Origin of the sequence: Amycolatopsis albidoflavus, from assembly GCF_039525725.1 — a bacterium.
GTDB classification, from domain to species: Bacteria; Actinomycetota; Actinomycetes; order Mycobacteriales; family Pseudonocardiaceae; genus Amycolatopsis; species Amycolatopsis albidoflava.
Genome location: NZ_BAAAHV010000010.1, coordinates 1 through 19,308, shown reverse-complemented (window position 1 = coordinate 19,308; position 19,308 = coordinate 1). Strand labels below are relative to the sequence as shown.

At 70.6% G+C, this 19,308-nt stretch carries 19 protein-coding genes; 10 read left to right on the top strand and 9 right to left on the bottom strand.

Going from position 1 to position 19,308, the window contains the following annotated elements; genetic code table 11:
* Positions 1–23: 23 nt before the first annotated feature.
* Both ABD156_RS14795 and ABD156_RS14790 read right to left on the bottom strand, forming a co-directional pair.
* Positions 24–1,238, bottom strand: coding sequence for an ABC transporter permease (locus ABD156_RS14795; RefSeq protein ID WP_344272418.1), 1,215 nt, complete (start codon positions 1,236–1,238; stop codon positions 24–26).
* Positions 1,235–2,152, bottom strand: a complete 918-nt coding sequence (locus ABD156_RS14790; RefSeq protein ID WP_344272415.1) for an ABC transporter ATP-binding protein — start codon at positions 2,150–2,152, stop codon at positions 1,235–1,237. Before ABD156_RS14790 ends, ABD156_RS14795 begins: the two co-directional genes overlap by 4 nt.
* Positions 2,153–2,308: 156 nt before the next feature.
* Between ABD156_RS14790 and ABD156_RS14785 the strand changes: the two genes are divergently transcribed.
* From ABD156_RS14785 to ABD156_RS14765, 5 genes are all read left to right on the top strand, one after another.
* On the top strand, positions 2,309–3,520 hold the full coding sequence (locus tag ABD156_RS14785; RefSeq protein ID WP_344272412.1) for a PucR family transcriptional regulator: 1,212 nt from the start codon (positions 2,309–2,311) through the stop codon (positions 3,518–3,520).
* Positions 3,521–3,953: 433 nt separating this feature from the next.
* Entirely contained in the window at positions 3,954–4,865 is a 912-nt protein-coding gene (locus ABD156_RS14780) for an ACP S-malonyltransferase (RefSeq protein ID WP_344272410.1), read from the top strand.
* A gap of 14 nt (positions 4,866–4,879) precedes the next feature.
* Positions 4,880–5,845 (top strand): beta-ketoacyl-ACP synthase III, encoded by a 966-nt coding sequence (locus ABD156_RS14775; RefSeq protein ID WP_377927960.1) that lies wholly within the window; start codon positions 4,880–4,882, stop codon positions 5,843–5,845.
* A gap of 70 nt (positions 5,846–5,915) precedes the next feature.
* A complete protein-coding gene (locus ABD156_RS14770; RefSeq protein ID WP_037820481.1) occupies positions 5,916–6,161 on the top strand; it encodes an acyl carrier protein in 246 nt (81 codons plus the stop codon).
* A 52-nt stretch (positions 6,162–6,213) separates the two neighbouring features.
* Positions 6,214–7,464: a beta-ketoacyl-[acyl-carrier-protein] synthase family protein gene (locus tag ABD156_RS14765; RefSeq protein WP_344272400.1), complete on the top strand. Its 1,251-nt coding sequence runs from the start codon at positions 6,214–6,216 to the stop codon at positions 7,462–7,464.
* Between the two features lie 66 nt (positions 7,465–7,530).
* On the opposite strand, the gene ABD156_RS14760 is transcribed toward ABD156_RS14765, so the two are convergent.
* Together ABD156_RS14760 and ABD156_RS14755 are read right to left on the bottom strand one after the other, a co-directional pair.
* A complete protein-coding gene (locus tag ABD156_RS14760) occupies positions 7,531–8,130 on the bottom strand; it encodes a hypothetical protein (RefSeq protein ID WP_344272397.1) in 600 nt (199 codons plus the stop codon).
* A 23-nt stretch (positions 8,131–8,153) separates the two neighbouring features.
* The gene (locus tag ABD156_RS14755) at positions 8,154–8,657 is read right to left on the bottom strand and encodes a DUF3145 domain-containing protein (protein ID WP_093576929.1); all 504 of its coding nucleotides are present in this window, start codon (positions 8,655–8,657) and stop codon (positions 8,154–8,156) included.
* 268 nt (positions 8,658–8,925) lie between these two features.
* Between ABD156_RS14755 and ABD156_RS14750 the strand changes: the two genes are divergently transcribed.
* A complete protein-coding gene (locus ABD156_RS14750) occupies positions 8,926–11,325 on the top strand; it encodes a hypothetical protein (RefSeq protein ID WP_344272387.1) in 2,400 nt (799 codons plus the stop codon).
* Positions 11,326–11,402: 77 nt separating this feature from the next.
* Here ABD156_RS14750 and ABD156_RS14745 read toward each other — a convergent pair whose 3' ends face one another.
* Positions 11,403–11,972 (bottom strand): TetR/AcrR family transcriptional regulator, encoded by a 570-nt coding sequence (locus tag ABD156_RS14745; protein WP_344272384.1) that lies wholly within the window; start codon positions 11,970–11,972, stop codon positions 11,403–11,405.
* A 55-nt stretch (positions 11,973–12,027) separates the two neighbouring features.
* The gene (locus tag ABD156_RS14740) at positions 12,028–13,422 is read right to left on the bottom strand and encodes a dihydrolipoyl dehydrogenase family protein (protein ID WP_344272381.1); all 1,395 of its coding nucleotides are present in this window, start codon (positions 13,420–13,422) and stop codon (positions 12,028–12,030) included.
* Positions 13,423–13,567: 145 nt separating this feature from the next.
* On the opposite strand from ABD156_RS14740, the gene ABD156_RS14735 reads away from it, so the two are divergent.
* The gene (locus tag ABD156_RS14735; RefSeq protein ID WP_344272379.1) at positions 13,568–14,359 is read left to right on the top strand and encodes an Lsr2 dimerization domain-containing protein; all 792 of its coding nucleotides are present in this window, start codon (positions 13,568–13,570) and stop codon (positions 14,357–14,359) included.
* 101 nt (positions 14,360–14,460) lie between these two features.
* Here ABD156_RS14735 and ABD156_RS14730 read toward each other — a convergent pair whose 3' ends face one another.
* Genes ABD156_RS14730 through ABD156_RS14720 form a run of 3 tightly spaced genes read right to left on the bottom strand, consistent with a single transcriptional unit; the run spans position 14,461 to position 16,318 of the window.
* Entirely contained in the window at positions 14,461–15,189 is a 729-nt protein-coding gene (locus ABD156_RS14730) for a lipoate--protein ligase family protein (protein WP_344272376.1), read from the bottom strand.
* 45 nt (positions 15,190–15,234) lie between these two features.
* On the bottom strand, positions 15,235–15,636 hold the full coding sequence (locus ABD156_RS14725) for a VOC family protein (RefSeq protein ID WP_344272373.1): 402 nt from the start codon (positions 15,634–15,636) through the stop codon (positions 15,235–15,237).
* 4 nt (positions 15,637–15,640) lie between these two features.
* Entirely contained in the window at positions 15,641–16,318 is a 678-nt protein-coding gene (locus ABD156_RS14720; RefSeq protein WP_344272370.1) for a TetR family transcriptional regulator, read from the bottom strand.
* A gap of 92 nt (positions 16,319–16,410) precedes the next feature.
* Here ABD156_RS14720 and ABD156_RS14715 point away from each other — a divergent pair, with 92 nt between their 5' ends.
* Genes ABD156_RS14715 through ABD156_RS14705 form a run of 3 tightly spaced genes read left to right on the top strand, consistent with a single transcriptional unit; the run spans position 16,411 to position 18,855 of the window.
* On the top strand, positions 16,411–17,499 hold the full coding sequence (locus ABD156_RS14715; protein WP_344272367.1) for a ferredoxin reductase: 1,089 nt from the start codon (positions 16,411–16,413) through the stop codon (positions 17,497–17,499).
* A gap of 19 nt (positions 17,500–17,518) precedes the next feature.
* Positions 17,519–18,628 (top strand): fatty acid desaturase family protein, encoded by a 1,110-nt coding sequence (locus ABD156_RS14710; RefSeq protein ID WP_344272364.1) that lies wholly within the window; start codon positions 17,519–17,521, stop codon positions 18,626–18,628.
* Between the two features lie 8 nt (positions 18,629–18,636).
* Positions 18,637–18,855: a hypothetical protein gene (locus ABD156_RS14705; RefSeq protein ID WP_344272361.1), complete on the top strand. Its 219-nt coding sequence runs from the start codon at positions 18,637–18,639 to the stop codon at positions 18,853–18,855.
* Positions 18,856–19,308: the final 453 nt, after the last annotated feature.

Genomic DNA, 19,308 nt, shown 5'->3' with positions numbered 1-19,308 from the left:
CCCCGCCGTAGGGAACTCCGCCGTCAGGCAGCGCTCAGCGCGTCCCGCAGCTTCACCTTCGCGCCGGTGCGCATCACCGCGTTGCGGTAGATCCGCGCGGCCAGCCAGATCAGCGCCGGGATGAGCGCGACCACCAGGCCCACCGACAGCACCGCCTCCCACACCGGCACGCCGCCCATCGCCAGCCGCATCGGCATCAGCGTCGGCGCGAACACCGGGATCACCGACAGCACCTCGGCCAGCGGGCTCGCCGGATTCGACGGCAGGATCGAAATCCCCACCACGTACCCGGCGATCACGAACATCAGCGCGGGCATCGTCGCGCCGCCCACGTCCTCCTGCCGCGACACCAGCGCGCCCAGCGCGGCGAACACGATCGAATACATGAAGAACCCGAGCAGGTACCAGACGATCAGCCAGACCACGGTGCCTACCGCCGCGTTCACCGAAATCGTCAGCACCCCGAACCCGAGCCCGGCCGCGACGCCGGCCACGCCGATCGCCAGCATCTGGATCAGCCCGACAGTGCCGATGCCGAGCACCTTCCCGGCCATCAGCTGCCACGGTTTGATCGTCGACAGCAGCAGTTCCACCACCCGCGACGTCTTCTCCTCGACGACGCCCTGAGCGACGCTTTGCCCGTTGAGCATCAGCGACAGGTAGATCAGGATGCCCGCGATGATGCCGAGCACCAGCTGCTGTCCGTTGTAGTCGTACGGTTTCTCGAGCGGCGGCAGCTCGTCGATCGACGCCTCGGCGGTCGCTTGACGCACCTTCGCCGGATCGCCGCCGAGGGATTCAATCTGCTGGTTGAGCGCCAGCTGACCTTCGAGCACGGTGAAGGTGTTCTTCAGCTTCGCGTCCAAGGTCTTCTTCACCTGGACATGGACCCGCTTCGCGTCCTGCACCAGCAGCGCGTCGATCGAGCCGTCCTGCAGCTTCGCCTGGCCCGCCTTCTCGTCGGGGACTTGCTGCGTGGCGACGGTCTGGCCGATCGATTTCGCCGTCGCGGTCAGCGGCTGCGCCAGCTGCGAGGCGGCGGGCACGTAGCCGACCGTCGCGTCGGCGCTCCCGCCGCCGTTGAAGAACTTGAAGATCAGCGCCAGCGCGACCACGATCAGCACCATCACGAGCGTGGTGATGCGGTAGGCCTTGGAATTGACGCGCGTGCTGATTTCCCGCCCGGCCACGAGGCCGACGGCGGACAGCGGGCTCATCTGGACGTCGGACCCGGTCATGCCGCGGCCTCCTGGTGCTCGGACACGACGGAACGGAACAACTCGGTCAGCGACGGCAGTTTCCGGGCGAATTCCCGCACCGGGCCGGTCGCCAGCGCGGCGCGCAGCACCGCCTGGTCGTCCGCGCCGTCGGCCAATTCCAGCTCGGTCACCGCTCCCCGGCGGCCGATCACGGTCACGCCGGACAGCCCGGCCGCCCAGTTTTCCGGTGCTTCAGGCGCGTCCACGAGCAGCCGGGTCGACCCGCCCGCACGCAGTTCCGCCACCGTGCCGGACGCTTCCATCCGTCCACTCCGGACGATCCCGATCCGGTCGCACAGCCGTTCCACCAAATCCAGCTGGTGGCTGGAAAACACGACCGGAACGCCCTCGGCCGCCTTCTCCTTCAGCACGTCGCTCATCACGTCGACGGCCACCGGGTCGAGCCCGGAGAACGGTTCGTCCAGCACGAGAATGCGCGGTTCGTGCACCAGCGCGGCGGCGAGCTGCACGCGCTGCTGGTTGCCGAGGCTGAGCTTCTGCACCTCGTCGTCGCGGCGCGCGGCCACGCCGAGGCGTTCGGTCCACCGCGCGCTCGACGCCTTCGCCGCGGCGGCGGGCATTCCGTGCAGCCGGGCCAGATACGTGAGCTGTTCGCCGACCTTCATTTTCGGGTACAGCCCGCGTTCCTCGGGCATGTAGCCGATCTGGCGGCGCGTTTCGTGCGTGATCGGCTCGCCCGCGTACCGCACCTGGCCCGCGTCGGCGCTCAGCACGCCGAGCGCGATGCGCATCGTGGTGGTTTTGCCCGCCCCGTTGCTGCCGACGAATCCGAAAAGCTCCCCCGGCCGCACGTCGAACGTCATTTTCTCGAGCGCCACCACGGCGCCGTAGCGTTTGGAGATCCCGTCGATCTCCAGTCCGGGCTCTGGCATGGCCCGTCCCCCTGTTCTCTTTTCGCCAGGGGTGATCCCCTACCACCCCACCCGGGGATCCTAGGCACTTCGGCACGACGCCGCCCACCTCCCGAGGTCGCCGCCGCATCCGCCTAAAGTTGCAGGCCGCGCGCGGCACGTAGGATCGGATCCGACATGGCCGACACCACGGGACGCCCCGCGCGCAAGCACCACGGGCTGTCCGCCAAAACCCTGCGCAGCCTGGAGCACGCCTCCGGGCGGCTGGCGAGCGCGAGCGTCGCGGAAATGGAACGCCGGCTGGTCTGGTTCGCGCGGCTGCCTGCCGACCAGCGCGCCAGCGTGCTGTTGATCACGCAGACCGGGGCCAGCGGATTCGTCGCTTGGCTGCGCGATTCGAAGGAAGCGCTGAAGCTCACCACAGAGGCGTTCCGCGACGCGCCGACCGAGGTGTCGCGCTGGATCAGCCTGCGCCAGGCCGTCGCGATGGTGCGGCTCGCCATTGAGGTCTTCGAAGAACAGCTCCCGGAATTCGCCGCTTCGGAAGCCGAACGCGCCGCGCTGATCGAAGGAATTCTGCGCTACGGCAGGGAGATCGCTTTCGCCGCGGCCAATTCCTATGCCGCCGCGGCGGAAGCGCGCGGTGCGTGGGACGCACGGCTCGAAGCTCTGGTGGTCGACGGAATCGTCCGCGGCGACGCCGAAGAATCCGTCCTGTCGCGGGCCGCGGCGCTGGGTTGGGACCCGGCCGCGGCGGCGACGGTGCTGGTGGGAAATCCGCCCTCGGACGACCCGCCGACGGTGGTGTTCGACGTCCGCGCCCGCGCCGCACGGGTCGGCCGGGCGGTGCTGCTGTCGGTGCAGGGCTCGCGGCTGGTGATCGTGATCGGCGGCCCGACCGAGGGCGGGCCGAAGGAACGCGAGATCCTCGCCCGGATGTCGACGGTGTTCGCCGACGGCCCCGTCGTGGCGGGCCCGACCGTGCCGACGCTGGCCGAGGCCCACCACAGCGCGGCCGAGGCGCTGTCCGGATTGCGCGCGGTGGTCGGCTGGCCCGGCGCGCCCCGTCCGGTGCGGTCTGACGATTTGCTGCCCGAACGCGCCTTGTCCGGCGACCCCGGGGCGGAGCGGCTGCTGGTCGATTCGGTGGCCCGGCCGCTGGAGGAGGCCGGAGCGGCGCTGCAGCGCACCGTCGAGACCTATCTGGACACTGGCGGGGTGCTGGAACGCTGCGCGCAAACGCTGTTCGTGCACCCGAACACGGTCCGGTACCGGCTGCGCAAAGCCGCCGAACTCACCGGCCGCAACCCGACCGACGCCCGCGACGCGCTGGTGCTGCGGGTCGCGCTGACCGTCGGCAGGCTCGCCCGCGCCCGCGGCCTCTGGTAATCGGCCCGACCCCAATGCCGCATTGGGTGCGTCAGATGCACCCAACGCGGCGTTCGGTGCGTCAGATGCACCCAACGCCACTTTGGGGCGGTCCCGTGCACCCAATGTGGCGTTCGGTGCGTCCCGTGCACCCAATGTGGCGTTCGGTGCATCTGACGCACCCAATGCCGCGTTGGGGACATCCGCGCCCGAGTTCCCTCCCGCGCCCGGGGGAAGCGCCGCGAACCTCCGGCCCACGTGCCGCGCCCCCCTTCCGCCGGGGCGGGGGCGGGTGACAGACTTCACGGCAAGCGCTGGTTGAATCCCACAAGGCGGATGGGTTAAGGGCCGGGTTCTCCGGCGGGTCTTTGGAGGTTTCCTCCAATTCCGCCGCGCGGACTTGGTGACCGCCCGCATCTGAAGCACCGACCCGTCCCGTGGTCTCATAGACAGCGTGACAGTTGCAGTCCTCTCCCCCGGCCAGGGTTCCCAAGCCCCCGGCATGCTCGCCCCGTGGCTCGAGCTCGACGGTGCCCGCGCGCGCGTCGAAGAGTGGTCCGCCCGTTCCGGGCTCGACCTGATCCGGCTCGGCACCGAGGCCGGGGCCGAGGAGATCCAGGACACCGCTGTCGCGCAGCCGCTGATCGTCGCGCTGTCCCTGCTTTCCTTCGAGCACCTGCCGGTCGCCGACGACGCGCCGGTCGCCGGCCACTCCGTCGGCGAGCTGGCCGCGGCCGCGATCGCCGGCGTGCTCGCCCCCGCCGACGCGGTCGCGCTCGCCGCGGTCCGCGGCGCGGAGATGGCCAAGGCGTGCGCGCTCGAACCGACGTCGATGGCCGCGGTGATGCTCGGCGACCCCGAGGAAGTCGCCGCGTGGCTGGAAAGCCAGGGCCTCGCCGCCGCGAACCGCAACGGGGCCGGGCAGATCGTCGCGTCCGGGTCCGCCGCCGCGATCGAGAAGATCATCGCCGAGCCGATGGAGGGCACGAAGATCCGCGCTCTCAAGGTCGCCGGCGCCTTCCACACGCCCTACATGGCCCCCGCGGAAGACGCCCTGCGCGAGCACGCCGCCGGTCTCTCCCCGGCCGACCCGACGCGCCCGCTGCTGTCCAACGCCGACGGCCAGGTCGTCACGAGCGGCGCGGAGTACCTGCGCAGGCTCGTCGCCCAGGTGACCCGCCCGGTCCGCTGGGACCTCACCATGGACGGCCTCGTCTCGCTCGGCGTGGACCGCACCGTCGAACTGGCGCCCGCGGGCACCCTGACCGGACTGGTCAAGCGGCAGCTCAAGGGCGTCGTCACCACTACCACCGCGCTGAAGTCGCCCGCCGAGCTGGCGGCGCTGCGCGAGGAGGACGCCCAGTGACCGCCCGTCCCACCATGCGCCTTGCCCAGGGCGCGCCCGCCGCCCGCATCCTCGGGTTCGGCAGCTACCAGCCGGACCGGATCGTCACGAACGACGACCTGTCGCAGGTCATGGACACCAGCGACCAGTGGATCCGCGACCGCGTCGGCATCATCGAGCGGCGCTTCGGCGAGAAGGACGACGTGCTGGTCGACTACGCCGTCGCCGCCGGGGCCGACGCGCTCTCCGACGCGGGCGTCGATCCGTCCGAAGTGGACACGGTCATCGTGCCCAACTGCACCATGCCCTCGCAGATCCCGAACGCGGCCGCACAGGTCGCCGCGCGGATCGGCGTGCCGAGCCCCGGCGCGTTCGACCTCAACGCCGCCTGCGCCGGATTCTGCTACGGCCTCGGCGTCGCCTCCGACCTCGTGCGCGCGGGCTCGGCGAAGAAGGTCCTCGTGATCGGCGCGGAGAAGCTCACCGACGTCGTGGACCCGACCGACCGCGCGAACGCGATCATCTTCGCCGACGGCGCGGGAGCCGCGGTGGTCGGCCGGTCCGACGAACCGGGCATCGGCCCGGTCGTGTGGGGCAGCGCGGGCGACCTCGTCGACCTGATCTACATGCGCGACCACCAGTGGATCTACCAGGAGGGCCAGTCGGTCTTCCGCTGGGCGACCACGCAGATCGCGCCGATCGCGCTGCGCGCGCTGGAGGCCGCGGGGCTGCAGCCGTCCGATGTGGACGTGCTGGCCCCGCACCAGGCGAACCTCCGGATCGTCGAGTCGATCGCCAAGAAGCTGCGCGCCAAGGGGGCGCGCGAGGACATCGTGGTGGCCGACGACATCAAGTACTCGGGCAACACCTCGTCCGCCTCGATCCCGATGGCGCTGGACCACATGCGCAAGGCGGGAACGGCGAAAAGCGGCGACGTGGTGCTGGCGGTCGGCTTCGGAGCCGGGCTTTCCTATGCCGCGCAGGCGTTCGTCCTGCCCTGAGCGATACTTCCCCCGCGGGCGCCGTGCCCGCGAGCGGACCCGCAGAAGAACCGAGAAGGGAACAACACCGATGGCTGACAACACTGAGATTCTCGCCGGCCTCGCCGAGATCGTCGAAGAGGTCGCCGGCGTGGCTCAGGACGACGTCACCGCCGAGAAGTCGTTCGTGGACGACCTGGACATCGACTCGCTGTCGATGGTCGAGATCGCCGTGCAGGCCGAGGACAAGTTCGGCGTCAAGATCCCGGACGACGAGCTGGCCAACCTGAAGACCGTCGGCGACGCGGTGAACTACGTGTCCGCCAACTCGAAGTAAGTCCTCTTCGTACCCGGGCCCCGGTCCGGAGCCGACCCTTGGGGAGACTGCCATGAGCAACATCGACGTCGTGATCACCGGCATGGGCGCGACGACGCCGCTGGGCGGGGACGTCGCGTCCACCTGGGACGGTCTGCTGGCCGGCCGCAGCGGGATCAGCACGATCGCGGCGGACTGGGCGGAGGAGCTGGACCTGCCGGTCCGGATCGCGGCGCAGCTCGCCGTCGAGCCGACCGACATCCTGCCCCGCGTGCAGGCCCGGCGGCTCGACCGGTGCGAGCAGGTGGCGATCATCGCCGCCCGCCAGGCCTGGGCCGACGCCGGGTTCGCCGAGCAGACCGACGAGCACACCGATGTCGAACCGGAGCGCCTCGGCGTTTCGATCGGCACCGGAGTCGGCGGGCCGGTGACCCTGCTGACCCAGAACGATCTGTTGCACCAGCAGGGTCTCCGCAAGGTGTCGCCGCTGACCGTGCCGATGCTGATGCCGAACGGCCCGGCCGCGCACGTGGGCATCGACCTGAAAGCCCGCGCCGGGGTGCATTCGCCCGCGTCGGCGTGCGCGTCCGGGGCCGAGGGCATCGCGAACGGCTACGAGATGATCCGGTCCGGACGGGCCGACGTGGTGGTCGCGGGCGGTTCCGAGGCCTGCATCCACCCGATCACCGTCGCCGGGTTCGCCCAGGCGCGCACGGTGTCGACGCGCAACGACGACCCGGCCGCGGCGTCGCGTCCGTTCGACGTGAGCCGCGACGGCTTCGTGCTCGGCGAGGGCTCCGGCGTCGTCGTGCTCGAGCGGGCCGACCGCGCGAAGGCCCGCGGGGCGCGGATCTACGCGAAGCTGGCCGGCTACGGCCTGACGTCCGACGCCTACCACATCACGGGCAACCACCCGGAGGGCATCGGGCAGATCGCGGCGATGCGCGCGGCGATGGCGATGGCCGGACTGTCCCCTTCGGACATCGGCCACGTGAACGCGCACGCGACGTCCACTGTGGTCGGAGACATCGGCGAGGCGGCGGCGATCCGGTCGGCGGTCGGCGAGCACCCGGTGGTCACCGCGCCGAAGGGCGCGCTCGGCCACCTCGTCGGCGGGGCGGGAGCGGTCGAGGGCATCGCGACGATTCTCGCGTTGTACGAGGGCATCGTGCCCGCGACGCTGAACCTCACCGAGCAGGACCCGAAGGTGCAGCTCGACGTCGTGTCCGGGGAGAACCGCAAGGTCGAACTCGCCGCGGCGCTGTCCAACTCGTTCGGTTTCGGCGGGCACAACTCCGCGCTGCTGTTCACGCCGGCGAACTGAGTTCCTCTTCACGGTGAAGGGCCCCCGCGGAAATCTCCGCGGGGGCCCTTCACCGTTTTTTCGCGGTCAGCACTTGTCGTGTTCGGTGGCGGTGCCGTCGACGGTGTCGATCCGGTACGAGCCGTGCTCGAACTTCATCGGCAGCACCAGCCGCCAGTTGATGCACGTCTCCTGGAAATCGCCCGGGGCCTCGTTCAGCGACTGGGTGCTGGTGAACCCGACCAGCGCCCGCAGCGTGCCCTGCGCGCCCGGTTCGATGCGGTACAGCAGGATGTTGACGTCCTTCGTGGACTGGAAGTTGCGGTGCCAGTCCACTTCCGGCGTCTTGCTGCGGCGCGCGTCGCTGACCGTCTCGGTCCAGGCGTCGTAGTCCTTTTTGTTGAGCGCGTTGAAGTAGGCCTGCAGCACGGTGCGGACGGCGTCGTCCTGCGGATGGTTCTCGGCGTCCGGGGCGACCGCGACCTGGACCGAGCCGGACTTGTCGGACGGGCCGCCGCTGGTCGTGGCGGACGGCGCCATGGCCTCGCCGTCGGCCGCGCGCGGGGAATCGGGGCGGCGGTAGAGCTCGCGGGCGAGCAGACCCCCGGCGACGGTGATGGACAGCACCACCACGATGACGGGGATCAACCACCGCTGACGGGAGGGCGGGGCCGAAGGAACGCTCACCCGGGTGAGGGTACCGCGTTCGGTCACCCGACCTGGTGCAGCCAGGTGACCGGGGCACCGTCGCCCGCGTGCCGGTACGGCTCGAGCGCCTCGTCCCAGGCCGCGGCGAGGAGCTCGTCCAGTTTGTGCGCGAGGGTTTCGCCGCCGCGGGTCATGCTGACGAGGGCGCGCAGCTGGTCCTCGCCCACGACGATGTCGCCGTTGGCGCTGGTGCGGCCGTGCCAGAGCCCGAGACCGGGCGCGAAGCAGAACCGCTCGCCGTCGACGCCCGCGCTGGGCTCCTCGGTGATTTCGAAGCGCACCATCGGCCACGCCTTGAGCGCGCCGGCGAGTTTGCCGGCGGTGCCCGCGGGCGCGCTCCAGCTGCATTCGGCCCGGAGCTGTCCCGGACTGGCCGGCTGGGCCGTCCACTTCAGCTCGACCCGGGCACCCAGGGTGCCCGAAATAGCCCACTCGACGTGCGGACATACCGCAGACGGCGACGAGTGGACGTACACCACGCCTCGGGTGCTGCCACGGGTGCTCACTGCTGACCTCCGCTTGTTCGACGAGGGACGTCTTCCCCTACGACCTCTCGAACCCTGCGCAGGTTGCGTAGCCTCCACGGCAGTTCCCGACCTGTGTAGCACATTCTGCACCCCAACCGTGCCGTTTGGCCACATGAACACCACAAGTCGCAGCGGACGACCCATTGTGGTGAGCCACGCCGACGCGAGGGCGCGGAGCACGGTTCCGGCGGCCCGGCACGCTAGCGTGGTGCACCGGAAACGCTGCGGATTCGACAGGAGAGTTTCGGTGCGATTGGTCCGTCTCGGGCAGCAGCCCTCGCGCGTCGCGGAAGACGTGCGGGCCGCACTGGCCTCCCTCGGCCGGGGGAGCACGGTGATCGGCGGCGTCGCGCTCGTCGGGGCCCGCCCGACCGGAGACCGTCCGGTGGAGGCGGTCGTGGTGCTTCCCGCGGGCGTGCTCGTGGTGATCGGCGTGGACCTGCCCGACCCGGCGCTGCGCCTCGAAGCCCCGCTGAGCGGCCCGTGGAAAGCGGACGGCTGGCCCCTCGTCCACGGCGACGACGTCAACCCCGCGACCGAGGCACTCGACCTGTCCCAGGAATGCGAACGCCGCATCGCGGAACTCGGCGGAGGCCCGGTAGGCACGATCGTGGCGGTCGGCCCGTATGTCGAGACGGTCGACCAGCCGCCGGGCGACCTCGCGGGCCCGGTCCGGGTCCTGCACCCGACGCCGACCACCATGCTGGCCGCGACGGTCTCCCTGGCCACGGCCCGGCATCCGCGCTCGGTGGACCAGGCCCGGGCGTTGATCTCGGCACTGGCGCCGGACGCGCCGGAGCTTTCGGACGAGGTTTTGCGGGGGGAAGGGTTCGTTCGGTTCGCGGATGACGTTCCGGTTCCTCCCGGGCCGCGGTCTCCTGGGCCTCCTGGGTTCGGTGGTCCGGCTGGCGCTGGGGTTGCTGGCGGTGCTGCCGCTAACTCCCTTGCCGCACCAGGCACGGCAGGCCCTGTTGTTCCCGCAGGCACTGGGGCCAAGGCTGGATCGAGCGCTGGGGCGGGGGCGTCGAACAGCCCGACCGGGGTCGTCGCAGGAACGGCAGCTGCCGGGCTGGGCGCTGTCGCGGCGGGCGCGGCGATGTCTGGTGCCACCGCTGAACCCGTTGCGGCTGGACCCGTCGCCGCCGGTTCGGGCGCACCGGGTTCGGGCAACGCCACTCCCGGCTCGGGCCGGACCAGCACTGCCGACTCTGCCGCCGCCAGCTCCGGCACCGCGCAAAACCGCACAGTTCAACCGGCCGCAGATTCCGCCGCCAGCTCCACCGCAGCCCAAACCCGCACCGTTCCACCTGCCGCCGCCAGCTCCGGCGCGACCCGAGCCGATGCTGTCGGAACGGGATCCGGCGCCGACGCTCCCGGCGCAACCTCGCCCGGCGCTGCCGAATCCAGCACGACCGAATCCAGTGCGACCGGATCGAGCACCACCGGTCCCGTCGTTGCTGGACCCAACGCCGCCGGATCCACTGCTGCGGCTGGAAAATCCGCCGCGGGTGCCGCTCCCACGGCTGGCACGGGACCGCAAAGCCCGGCTGGTGCTGGAAACGCTCAGGGGCTTCCCGTCTTCCCCGGTGCCGCTTCGGGATCCGCTGACTCCACGTCGTCGAAGGGTGCTGCTTCCCCCGGCAATCCTTCCGCCGCACCGAAAGCCGCCGCTCCCCCGGTGCTTCGGCCGAAGATCATCGCGGTGCGCCCGCCCCGGCCGGAGATTCCGCCGATCGAGCTGGCGTCGCTTTCCGAGGCGCCCACCGAATCGACTGACCCGCCCAAGGCCCCGACCGAGAAGATGCCGTCTCCGGCGAAGCCGCAGGGCTCCAGGCCTCCGCGTGGCGCCGTTCCGCCGGTCGTGCCGGAGAATCCGCCGCGAAGCGCGCCTCAACCTGTGCAACCGGCTCCGGCTGTCGGAGCAGGAGCAGCCACCGGCGCGGGAGCAGGAGTTCCCACCGCGGCGGCAGCTGGAGCAGCCGCCGGAGCCGGGCCGAACACCCCGCCCGGGCAGGGAAAACCGGGCTCCCGGACGGTCAAGTGGGTGCCCATCGCGGCGATCGTCTTGCTGGTCGCGCTGGTGGTGTCGGCGATCGTCGTGGCGACCAGCGGCGGCGACAACACCGCCGCGCCGCCCGCCAGCAGTGCGCCGCCGCCCAGCAGTGTGCCGAGCCCGGCGCCGAGCAGCGTCAAGCCGAGCGCCCCTCCGGCACCGACTCTCACCTTTGAGCCCCGGGCGAACAGCGCCGACCAGAAGTGCGCCTCGCACGCTTTCGGGGACGTCCAGGCGAGTCTTCAGCAGACCAGTTGCTCCGCGGTCCGCCGCGCGAGCTACACGGCGCTCGTGGACGGACGTCCGGCCGCGGTCACCGTCGCAGTCGTCGAGTTCCCAGATGCCGGACAGGCCGATCACCTCAAGCAGATCGCCGACAACCCGGGCGGCGGCGGGATCCTCGACGTCGCCACGGAGACCGGCAAGTGGCCGTCCGGCCCCCCGCAGTTCGACGGCGCCGCCTACGCCAGCAAGGTCGACGGGAACGGCGTGCGGATCGTGCAGGCGGTCTGGCAACCGGGACCGTCCACTGCGGACGATCCCGGCCTTGCCCGCGCCGCGAAGGGCGCGCTCGACTTGCAGCTGCCGTCCTGAGCGGACGGCTCCGCGGCTAAGCCGCCCCGGCTGGCAAACCGCTCAGCCCCGGCAACAACCGTCCCCCAACACAACCCTCACTGCCACCCGCGCTCCAATAGGTCGAACGCCACGTCCACCACCCGCGGCGGGTCGTCCGACCGGTCGGCCAGCGAAGCCGTCTCCAGCGCGAAATGCGCCAGCACCGCACACCGCGGATCCCCCTCCGGCGCACCGGTTTCCGCCGCGATCACCCGGCTCAGCGTGTGCTCGTGGCCCATCCACATCTTGTGCCAGTACTCGGCGAGCGCGGGCGTCTCCCGCACCAGCCGCAGCAGCGGTTCGGCCTCCGCGCGGATGCCGGAGGTCGCCCGGACGTGCATGTGCGCGCGGAGCGCCTCAAGCACCGACGTGCCCTCCGGACGGTCTCGCACCGCCGAGACCAGCGCCTCGTCGATCTCCGGCTCCCGGTCGAAAACGAGCGCTTCCTTGGTCGGGAAATGCTTCATCAGCGTGGTGGTGGAGACATCGGCGGCGTCGGCGATCTCGCGCACGGTCACCTGGTCGTAGCCGCGCTCCAGGAACATCCGCAGGGCGGCGTCGGCCAGCGCCTGGCGGGTCGCCGCCTTCTTGCGTTCGCGACGGCCGGGAACGGGGGCACTGGTCATGCCCCGACGCTACCCGAAGCGGCACAACCGCTTAAGCGACACGACACCGCCGAAATCAGAGCCCGTAAGCCTCCAGCAGCCGCAGCCACACCTCGCTGATCGTCGGGAACGCGGGGACGGCGTGCCACAAGCGGTCCAGCGGCACCTCGCCCACGACGGCGATCGTCGCCGAATGCAGCAGTTCCGCCACGTCCTGGCCGACGAACGTGACACCCAGCACGACGCCGCGTTCGGTGTCCACGACCATGCGCGCTTTGCCCTGGTACCCATCGGCATGCAGCGAGGAACCGGCGACCGCGATGTCGATGTCCACGACCCGGTCCGCGGATCCGTCGCGTGCTTCGGTGAGGCCGACTGACGTCACTTCCGGGTCGGTGAACACCACCTGCGGAACCGCGTGATGGTCGGCGGTCGCGCTGTAGCGGCTCCACGGTTCGGTCGAGATCTCCTCGCCGCGAGCCCGGGCGGCGACCGAGTCCCCGACGACGCGAGCGGCGTATTTTCCCTGGTGGGTCAGCAAAGCGCGGCCGGTGACGTCGCCCGCTCCATACAGCCAGCCACCCTCCACAGCGGACACCCGGCCGCTTTCGTCGACCTGGAGCGGACCGTCGGCGGGCAGGCCGAGCACGTCCAGTCCGATGGTGCTGGTCGCGGGCGCACGACCGGTGGCGACCAGCAGTTCGTCGACCACGATCTCGTCGCCGCCAGCCAGTTTCAGCCGCGTGCCACCGTCCACAACGGACACTTCGCTCAAGCCGGAGTTCTGGTGCACGCGGACGCCTGCCTCGCGCAATCCGTCCAGGACCAGGTCTCCGGCGAACTCCGGCAGCCGCGGCAACGGGCGGTCGCCGGTGATCACGAGGTCGACCTGCGCGCCGAGCCGGGCCCACGCCTGCGCCATCTCGACGCCGACCACGCCGCCGCCGAGCACGCCGAGCCGTCCGGGCACCTCGGTCGCCGACGTCGCTTCCCGCGAACCCCACGGCTTAATGGTGTCCAGGCCCGGAATCCGCGGCGCGCGCGGGACGCTGCCAGTGCACACGATCACCGCGTGCCGGGCGGCGAAAACGCGGCCGTCGTCGAGAGTGACCTCGCGCTCGCCGGTGATCCGGCCGTAGCCGCGCACGGGTTCGATGCCCGCGCCGCGCGCCCATTCGACCTGGCCGGAGTCGTCGCCCTTGCCGGTGAACCAGTCGCGGCGCGCGAGCACCTTCTCCGGGTCCAGCGCGTCGCCGATCGGCACGCCGGGCATCCGCTTGGCCGCGGCGAGCAGGTTTCCCGGGCGCAGCAACGCCTTGCTCGGGATGCACGCCCAGTACGAACACTCCCCGCCGAACCGTTCGTGTTCGAGGAGCGCCACCTTCAGCCCGCCCATGGCGGCCCGTTCGGCGGCCACTTCCCCGACCGGACCCGCCCCAATGACCACGACGTCGAAAGTCTCTGCTGCCATGCGCACAGCGCACACCACCGCGCAGGTTCGCGCAAGCCTGCCGGTATTCTTGTCAGAGAGCTGCAAGAAACCGGCGGCACCGCGGATTCCGGGTCGTCGCCGTGCCGGTTGCACGCACGACCACGATCGAGCACGGGAGGCTCCCATGGCGAGGAACACCGCTGTCCGCACTCTGGACGACCTGACCGGCGGACGCGCGGCGGAAACCGTCGCGTTCGCGCTGGACGGCATCGATTACGACATCGACCTCGGCACCCGCAATGCGGCCGCGCTGCGGCGATTGCTGGAGAAGTACGCGAAGGCGGGCCGCCGGACGGGCGGGCGGAAGCTTCGGCCGCGGCTGATCGCGGGGGCGGCGAAGGCTGGGGCGAAGCCGGCGGAGGAGAAGCCCGCCGCGGCGGGCAAGGGCGGGAAAGCCGTTGCTGGCAAGAAGACTGCTGCCGCCAGTGCCGCGAAGACTGCCCGAACGGGTGGCGCGACCGGGACCGTGAGCCGGACCGCGCGCAAGGCTCCGGCCAAGGCCGCGGCGACCAAGACCACGGCCAAGTCGGCCAAGGCTGCCGCAGTCAAGACGCCTGCCGCCAAGACCGCCGCGACCAAGACGCTCGCCGCCAAGACGACGAAGGCCGCCGCGGTCAAGACCCCGGCCAGCAAGACGGCGAAGACCGCGACGGTCAAGGCCTCCGCGCCCGCGAAGACGGCGTCCGCACAGGCAGCCCCGTCCAAGACCGCAACGGCCAAGGCATCGGCACCCGCGAAGACGGCCCCGGCAAAAGCCACCGCCCCGGCCAAGTCAGCAACCGCCAAGACAACCGCACCCGCGAAAACGGCCCCGGCCAAGACCGCCGCTCCGGCACCGGCGAAATCCGCTGCCAAGCCGCGCCGTCGGGCGGCCAGCGAAGTGCCGCCGGTGCTGTTCTCCTCCTCCGCCAACTGACCCGTTCCGTGAAGGGCTCCTTGAGGGAATCTGATTCCCTCAAGGAGCCCTTCACGGCATCTCGGCCAAGAGCGCCCGGATCTGCCTGCCGGGCAAGGAAATCACGAACGCTGCCGTCCCTCGGCGTGCCAGTCCGGGTATTCGTAGCGGCTCCACAGCAATGACCGCTGCCGCTCCAGCTCCCCCGCTGTCGGTTCGCGCGGCGGGAGCGGGCCGAGCAGTCCCGCCGCAGCCGCGCGGACAGTGTCCTCCACCTCAGCCAGCGGCAGCCGCACGCCGTGGTCGACCAGGGACGCGACCTTGCTCCGGTGCGAATCCAGCGGTTTCGGATCCGGCGGCGGACCAGTGAGGTACGCGCCGACCCGGGCGGCATCGGTGTCGACCAGCAACGTCGAATGCGCCAGCAGCACGTCTTTGGTCCGGAACACCGCGAAGCCGCACAGTTTCGCGTCGCCGACGAAGATCCCGCGGTCGCCGATTCTGGCCGGGAGACCGAGTTTTTCCACTGCGGCGGACATCACCAGGCCGAGCATTTCCAGCGGACGGGGCGCGGGGCCGGGAAGCACGAGCGTCACGTTGAGATTGCCCGGGTCGTGGAACACCGTGCCGCCGCCGCTGGCTCGCCGCAGCACCGGCACTCCGTCGCGCGCGCATTCGTCGACGCGGACTTCGCGGGCGATCCGCTGACCGCGGCCGACTACGACGCACACCGGATTCCGCCACAGCCACACCACCGGCTCCGTCGGCCCCTCGCGCAGCAGTGCCTCGTCGAACGCCAGGTTTTCGGCTGGGTCGGTGAATTCGGCTCGGACTTCCGACCCGCTCGGCATAGCGTTCCTCCACGATCTGCTGGACTTCGGGATCGTAGAGCAGGCTCAGGACGCGGCCGGGCCGAGCAGGTCCCAGCGGTTGCCCGCGATGTCGCGGAACACGACGACCTGGCCGTAGGGCTCGGTCCGCGGTTCGCCGAGGAACTCGACCCCGGCGTCGCGCATCCGCTGGTAGCTGGCTGCGAAGTCGTCCACCCGCAGGAAAAACCCGACGCGTCCGGCGTGCTGGTCGCCGACCGCGCGGGACTGCCGCTCGCCGTCCGCCTTCGCCAGGAGGATGCCGGTCTCGCCGCCGGGCGGGCGGACGACCACCCATCGTTTGGGGCGGCCGTCGTTGGTGAGCGACGGCGAATCCTCGGCAAGGTCGAAGCCCAGCGCGCGGGTGAAGAAGTCGATCGCCTCGTCGTAGTCGTCGACGATGATCGCGGTCAGGTGCAGGAAGGCCATGTCGCTAAGGCTGCCAGTGCGGCACGCCGAGCAGGATCATCCGGAGCCGTTTTTCCGCCGCGACCAAGGTGCGCTCGTCGGCGGCGGTGTCGCCGGGGCGGATGTCCAGCAGTTCCGCGACCGTGCCGAGCATCGCGGTGACGATGAGGTCGGCCAGCAGGTGCAGGTCCTCGGTGGGCCAGGTGCGCAGCGGGTCGAAGCGAGCCAGGTCCAGCGCCAGATCGCTGGAGAACATCCGCATCTCGACCGCGATCGCCCGGGACACCGCGCCGGGACCGGCGTAGCGCTCGCGCGTGACGAACCGGAAGTGGTCCTCGTGCTCGCGGACGTGCCGGTGCAGCGTGTGCACCGAAGCCCGGATCATGCCGCCGTAACCGCGCTGCTCGGTGCGCGCGCCGCGAAGCATGCCGCGCAGCGTGCGCGTGGTCTCCTCGACCAGCGCGACGCCCAGCTCCTCCATCGACGAGAAATGCCGGTAGAACGCCGTCGGCACGATGCCCGCGCCTTTCGCGACCTCGCGCAGCGAAAGGCTGGCGAAACTCCGGTCGGCGAGCAGGTCGAGCGCCGCGTCGAGCAGCGCCTGACGGGTGCGCTGTTTGCGCTCCTGCCGGCTCACCGGGCCGGCCGGCTCCTCGGCTGCGGACACGTCGAGCAGCGTACTGGCGATCGCCGCATGGCCCACGTCACATCACCTCGCTTCCGCGTTGACAGGCCCCGGGGCCTTGCCCCCACACTAGTCAGTGTACGACTGTGCACTCAACTTCTGGAGGGGTGATGACCGCACTGCTCCCGCGCCGCGTGCGCGGACTCGTCTCGCTCGCCGAGGCGCTGCTCACCCCGCACGGCGCGGACCGGTACCTCGAACTGGTCGACCCGATGCTGGTGCGGCGCGAGATCCGCGGCCGCGTCACCGCCGTGCGGCATCAGACGCCGGACACCGTCACCTTCACGGTGCGGCCGAGCCGGGCATGGCAGGGTTTCCGCGCCGGGCAGTACGTGCGGATGCAGGTGGAGATCGACGGCGTCCGCCGGACCCGCTGCTACTCGCCGTGCGGCGCGCAGGGCGGCGACGACCTGGAGTTCACCGTGAAGGCCGACCCGAACGGGCTGGTTTCGCGGCATCTGCAGGACACCGCCGTCGGCGCGGTGGTGGGGCTTTCGCCGGCGGACGGCGAATTCACCCTGCCGTCGCCGTGCCCGGACCGGATCGTGCTGATGAGCGGCGGCAGCGGAATCACCCCGGTGCTCGCGATGGCCCGGACGCTCGTCGCCGAGGGCCACCCCGGCGAGATCGTGTTCCTGCACTACTCGAACACCCCCGCGGACGCCCTCTACCGCGCGGAACTGGCCGAACTAGCCGCCCGGCACCCGGCGTTCCGCGTGGTCAACGCCCACACCCACGCCCGCCGCGGCGGCGACCTGCACGGCCTGTTCTCCGTCTCGCATCTGGAGAAGGCCGCGCCGTGGTTCCGCGAGGCCGAGACGTTCCTGTGCGGCCCGGCTCCGCTGATGGCCGCCGCACGTGAACTCTTCGAGAACGAGGGGTTGAGTGCACAACTGCACACCGAAGAGTTCACGGCAGCGCCGCTGACCTTCGCCGCGGAGGCAGCCGAGGGCCGGGTGCGCTTCGCCCGCAGCGGCCGGGAGTGCGACAACTCCGGCAAGCCGCTGCTCGAACAGGCCGAGGACGCGGGCCTGACGCCGGAACACGGGTGCCGGATGGGCATCTGCTTCTCCTGCACGCAGCTCAAAACCGCCGGACGCGTCCGCAACGCCCGCTCCGGCGAGATCTCCGGTGAGGAGAACGAAGAAATCCAGCTCTGCGTCAGCGTCCCCGTCGGGGACGTCGAAATCGACGCCTGACCACTCGGAGGCAAGCAGCATGACCGGCCTGCAAGACCGCCTGACCACCGCACAGGTCGAAGAATTCGGCCGCGAACTCGACGCACTGCGCCAGCGGATCGTCGACGACCTCGGCGAGGAAGACGTCGAGTACATCCGCAAGATCATCAAAACCCAGCGCGCGCTGGAGGTGACCGGCCGCGGCCTGCTGTTCGCCGGCTTCCTGCCGCCCGCGTGGCTGGCCGGCGTCGCGGCGCTGTCCGCGGCGAAGATCCTGGACAACATGGAGATCGGCCACAACGTGATGCACGGCCAGTACGACTGGACGCGCATCCCGGAGCTGAGCTCGCAGCGCTTCGAATGGGACACCGTCGCGCCGGCGGAGAACTGGCGGCATTCGCACAACTACATCCACCACACCTACACCAACATCGTCGACAAGGACCGCGACGTCGGCTACGGAATCCTGCGGATGGACCCGGCGCAGAAGTGGCATCCGTACTACCTGGGCAACCCGGTGTACGCGACGCTGCTCGCGCTGCTGTTCCAGTGGGGCGTCATGCTGCACGACCTGGAGGTCGAGCGGGTCGTGAAGGGGGAGCGAACCTGGGCGGAGAACGTTCCGGTGCTGCGCCGGATCGTCCGCAAGGCCTCGCGCCAGATCGGCAAGGACTACGTCCTGTTCCCGCTGCTCACCGGCCCGCTCGCGCCGCTGACGCTGCTGGGCAACGCGAGCGCCAACCTGGTCCGCAACCTGTGGGCGTTCTCGATCATCTTCTGCGGCCACTTCCCCGCGGACGTCGAGAGCTTCACCGAGGAAGAGACCGAGAACGAAACGCGCGGCCAGTGGTACCTGCGCCAAATCCTGGGCTCCGCGAACATCACCGGCGGCCCGCTGTTCCACATTCTCTCCGGAAACCTGTCGCACCAGATCGAGCACCACCTGTTCCCGGACCTGCCCGCGCGCCGCTACCCGCAGATCGCCGGAGAAGTGCGCGAAATCTGCGAACGCTACGGCCTGCCCTACAACACCGGCCCCCTGTACAAGCAGCTGTGGTCGGTGGCGAAGAAAATCGCAAGGCTGGCCCTTCCCGGAAAACCGGGCCCGGCCGCTACCGTGGACCCCGAACGGCAACTCCGAGCAGCCTGAGGAAGCCCATGGTCGGCCCATTCGAAAGTGGCAAGGACACCGTGCAGGAGCTGACGGAGTCCGCAGCCAACCACATCGGCAACATCGCCACGATAATTACCGGCGCAGTCCGCGACATAGCCCGCGAAACGGGCGATTGGTTCACGGACGTGATCGAAATGCGCGAAGCAGCCCAACGGGCGAAAGAAGACGACGCCCGCCTGGACAAGACCCCCGAGACAGACTGACGCTGGCAGTTCCTGCCCCCCCCGGACGGTTCCGTGAGGGGAACCCTCACGGACTCTGAGTCCCTCAGGGTTCCCCTCACGACCATCGCAAGTCCGTGAGGGGAACCTTCACGGACTTGGGTTCCCTCACGGAGCCCTTCACGGACCCGCCCCGCCGTCGCGACGCACCCAATGTGGCATTCGGTGCGTCCCACGCACCCAACGCCACATTGGGGTTGTTTCATCGTGGTTGTTGCTGGTGGGTGTGGTTGAGCGGGTGTGTTTTGGCTGTGGTGGCCGGGTTTGGTGCGGGACCGGCGTGGCGGCGTGGGCATGGGTGAAGCCCTCGGCAGGATCGAGATGTGAGTCAACCACCCGCCGAGGGCTTCGGCCCTCTTTCCTGCCAGGTCGCTCTTCCTGTTTCTCGGCAGACCCTGCAGCTGGTCGCCGGGCTGATCCGCGGGCGTCGCCGGC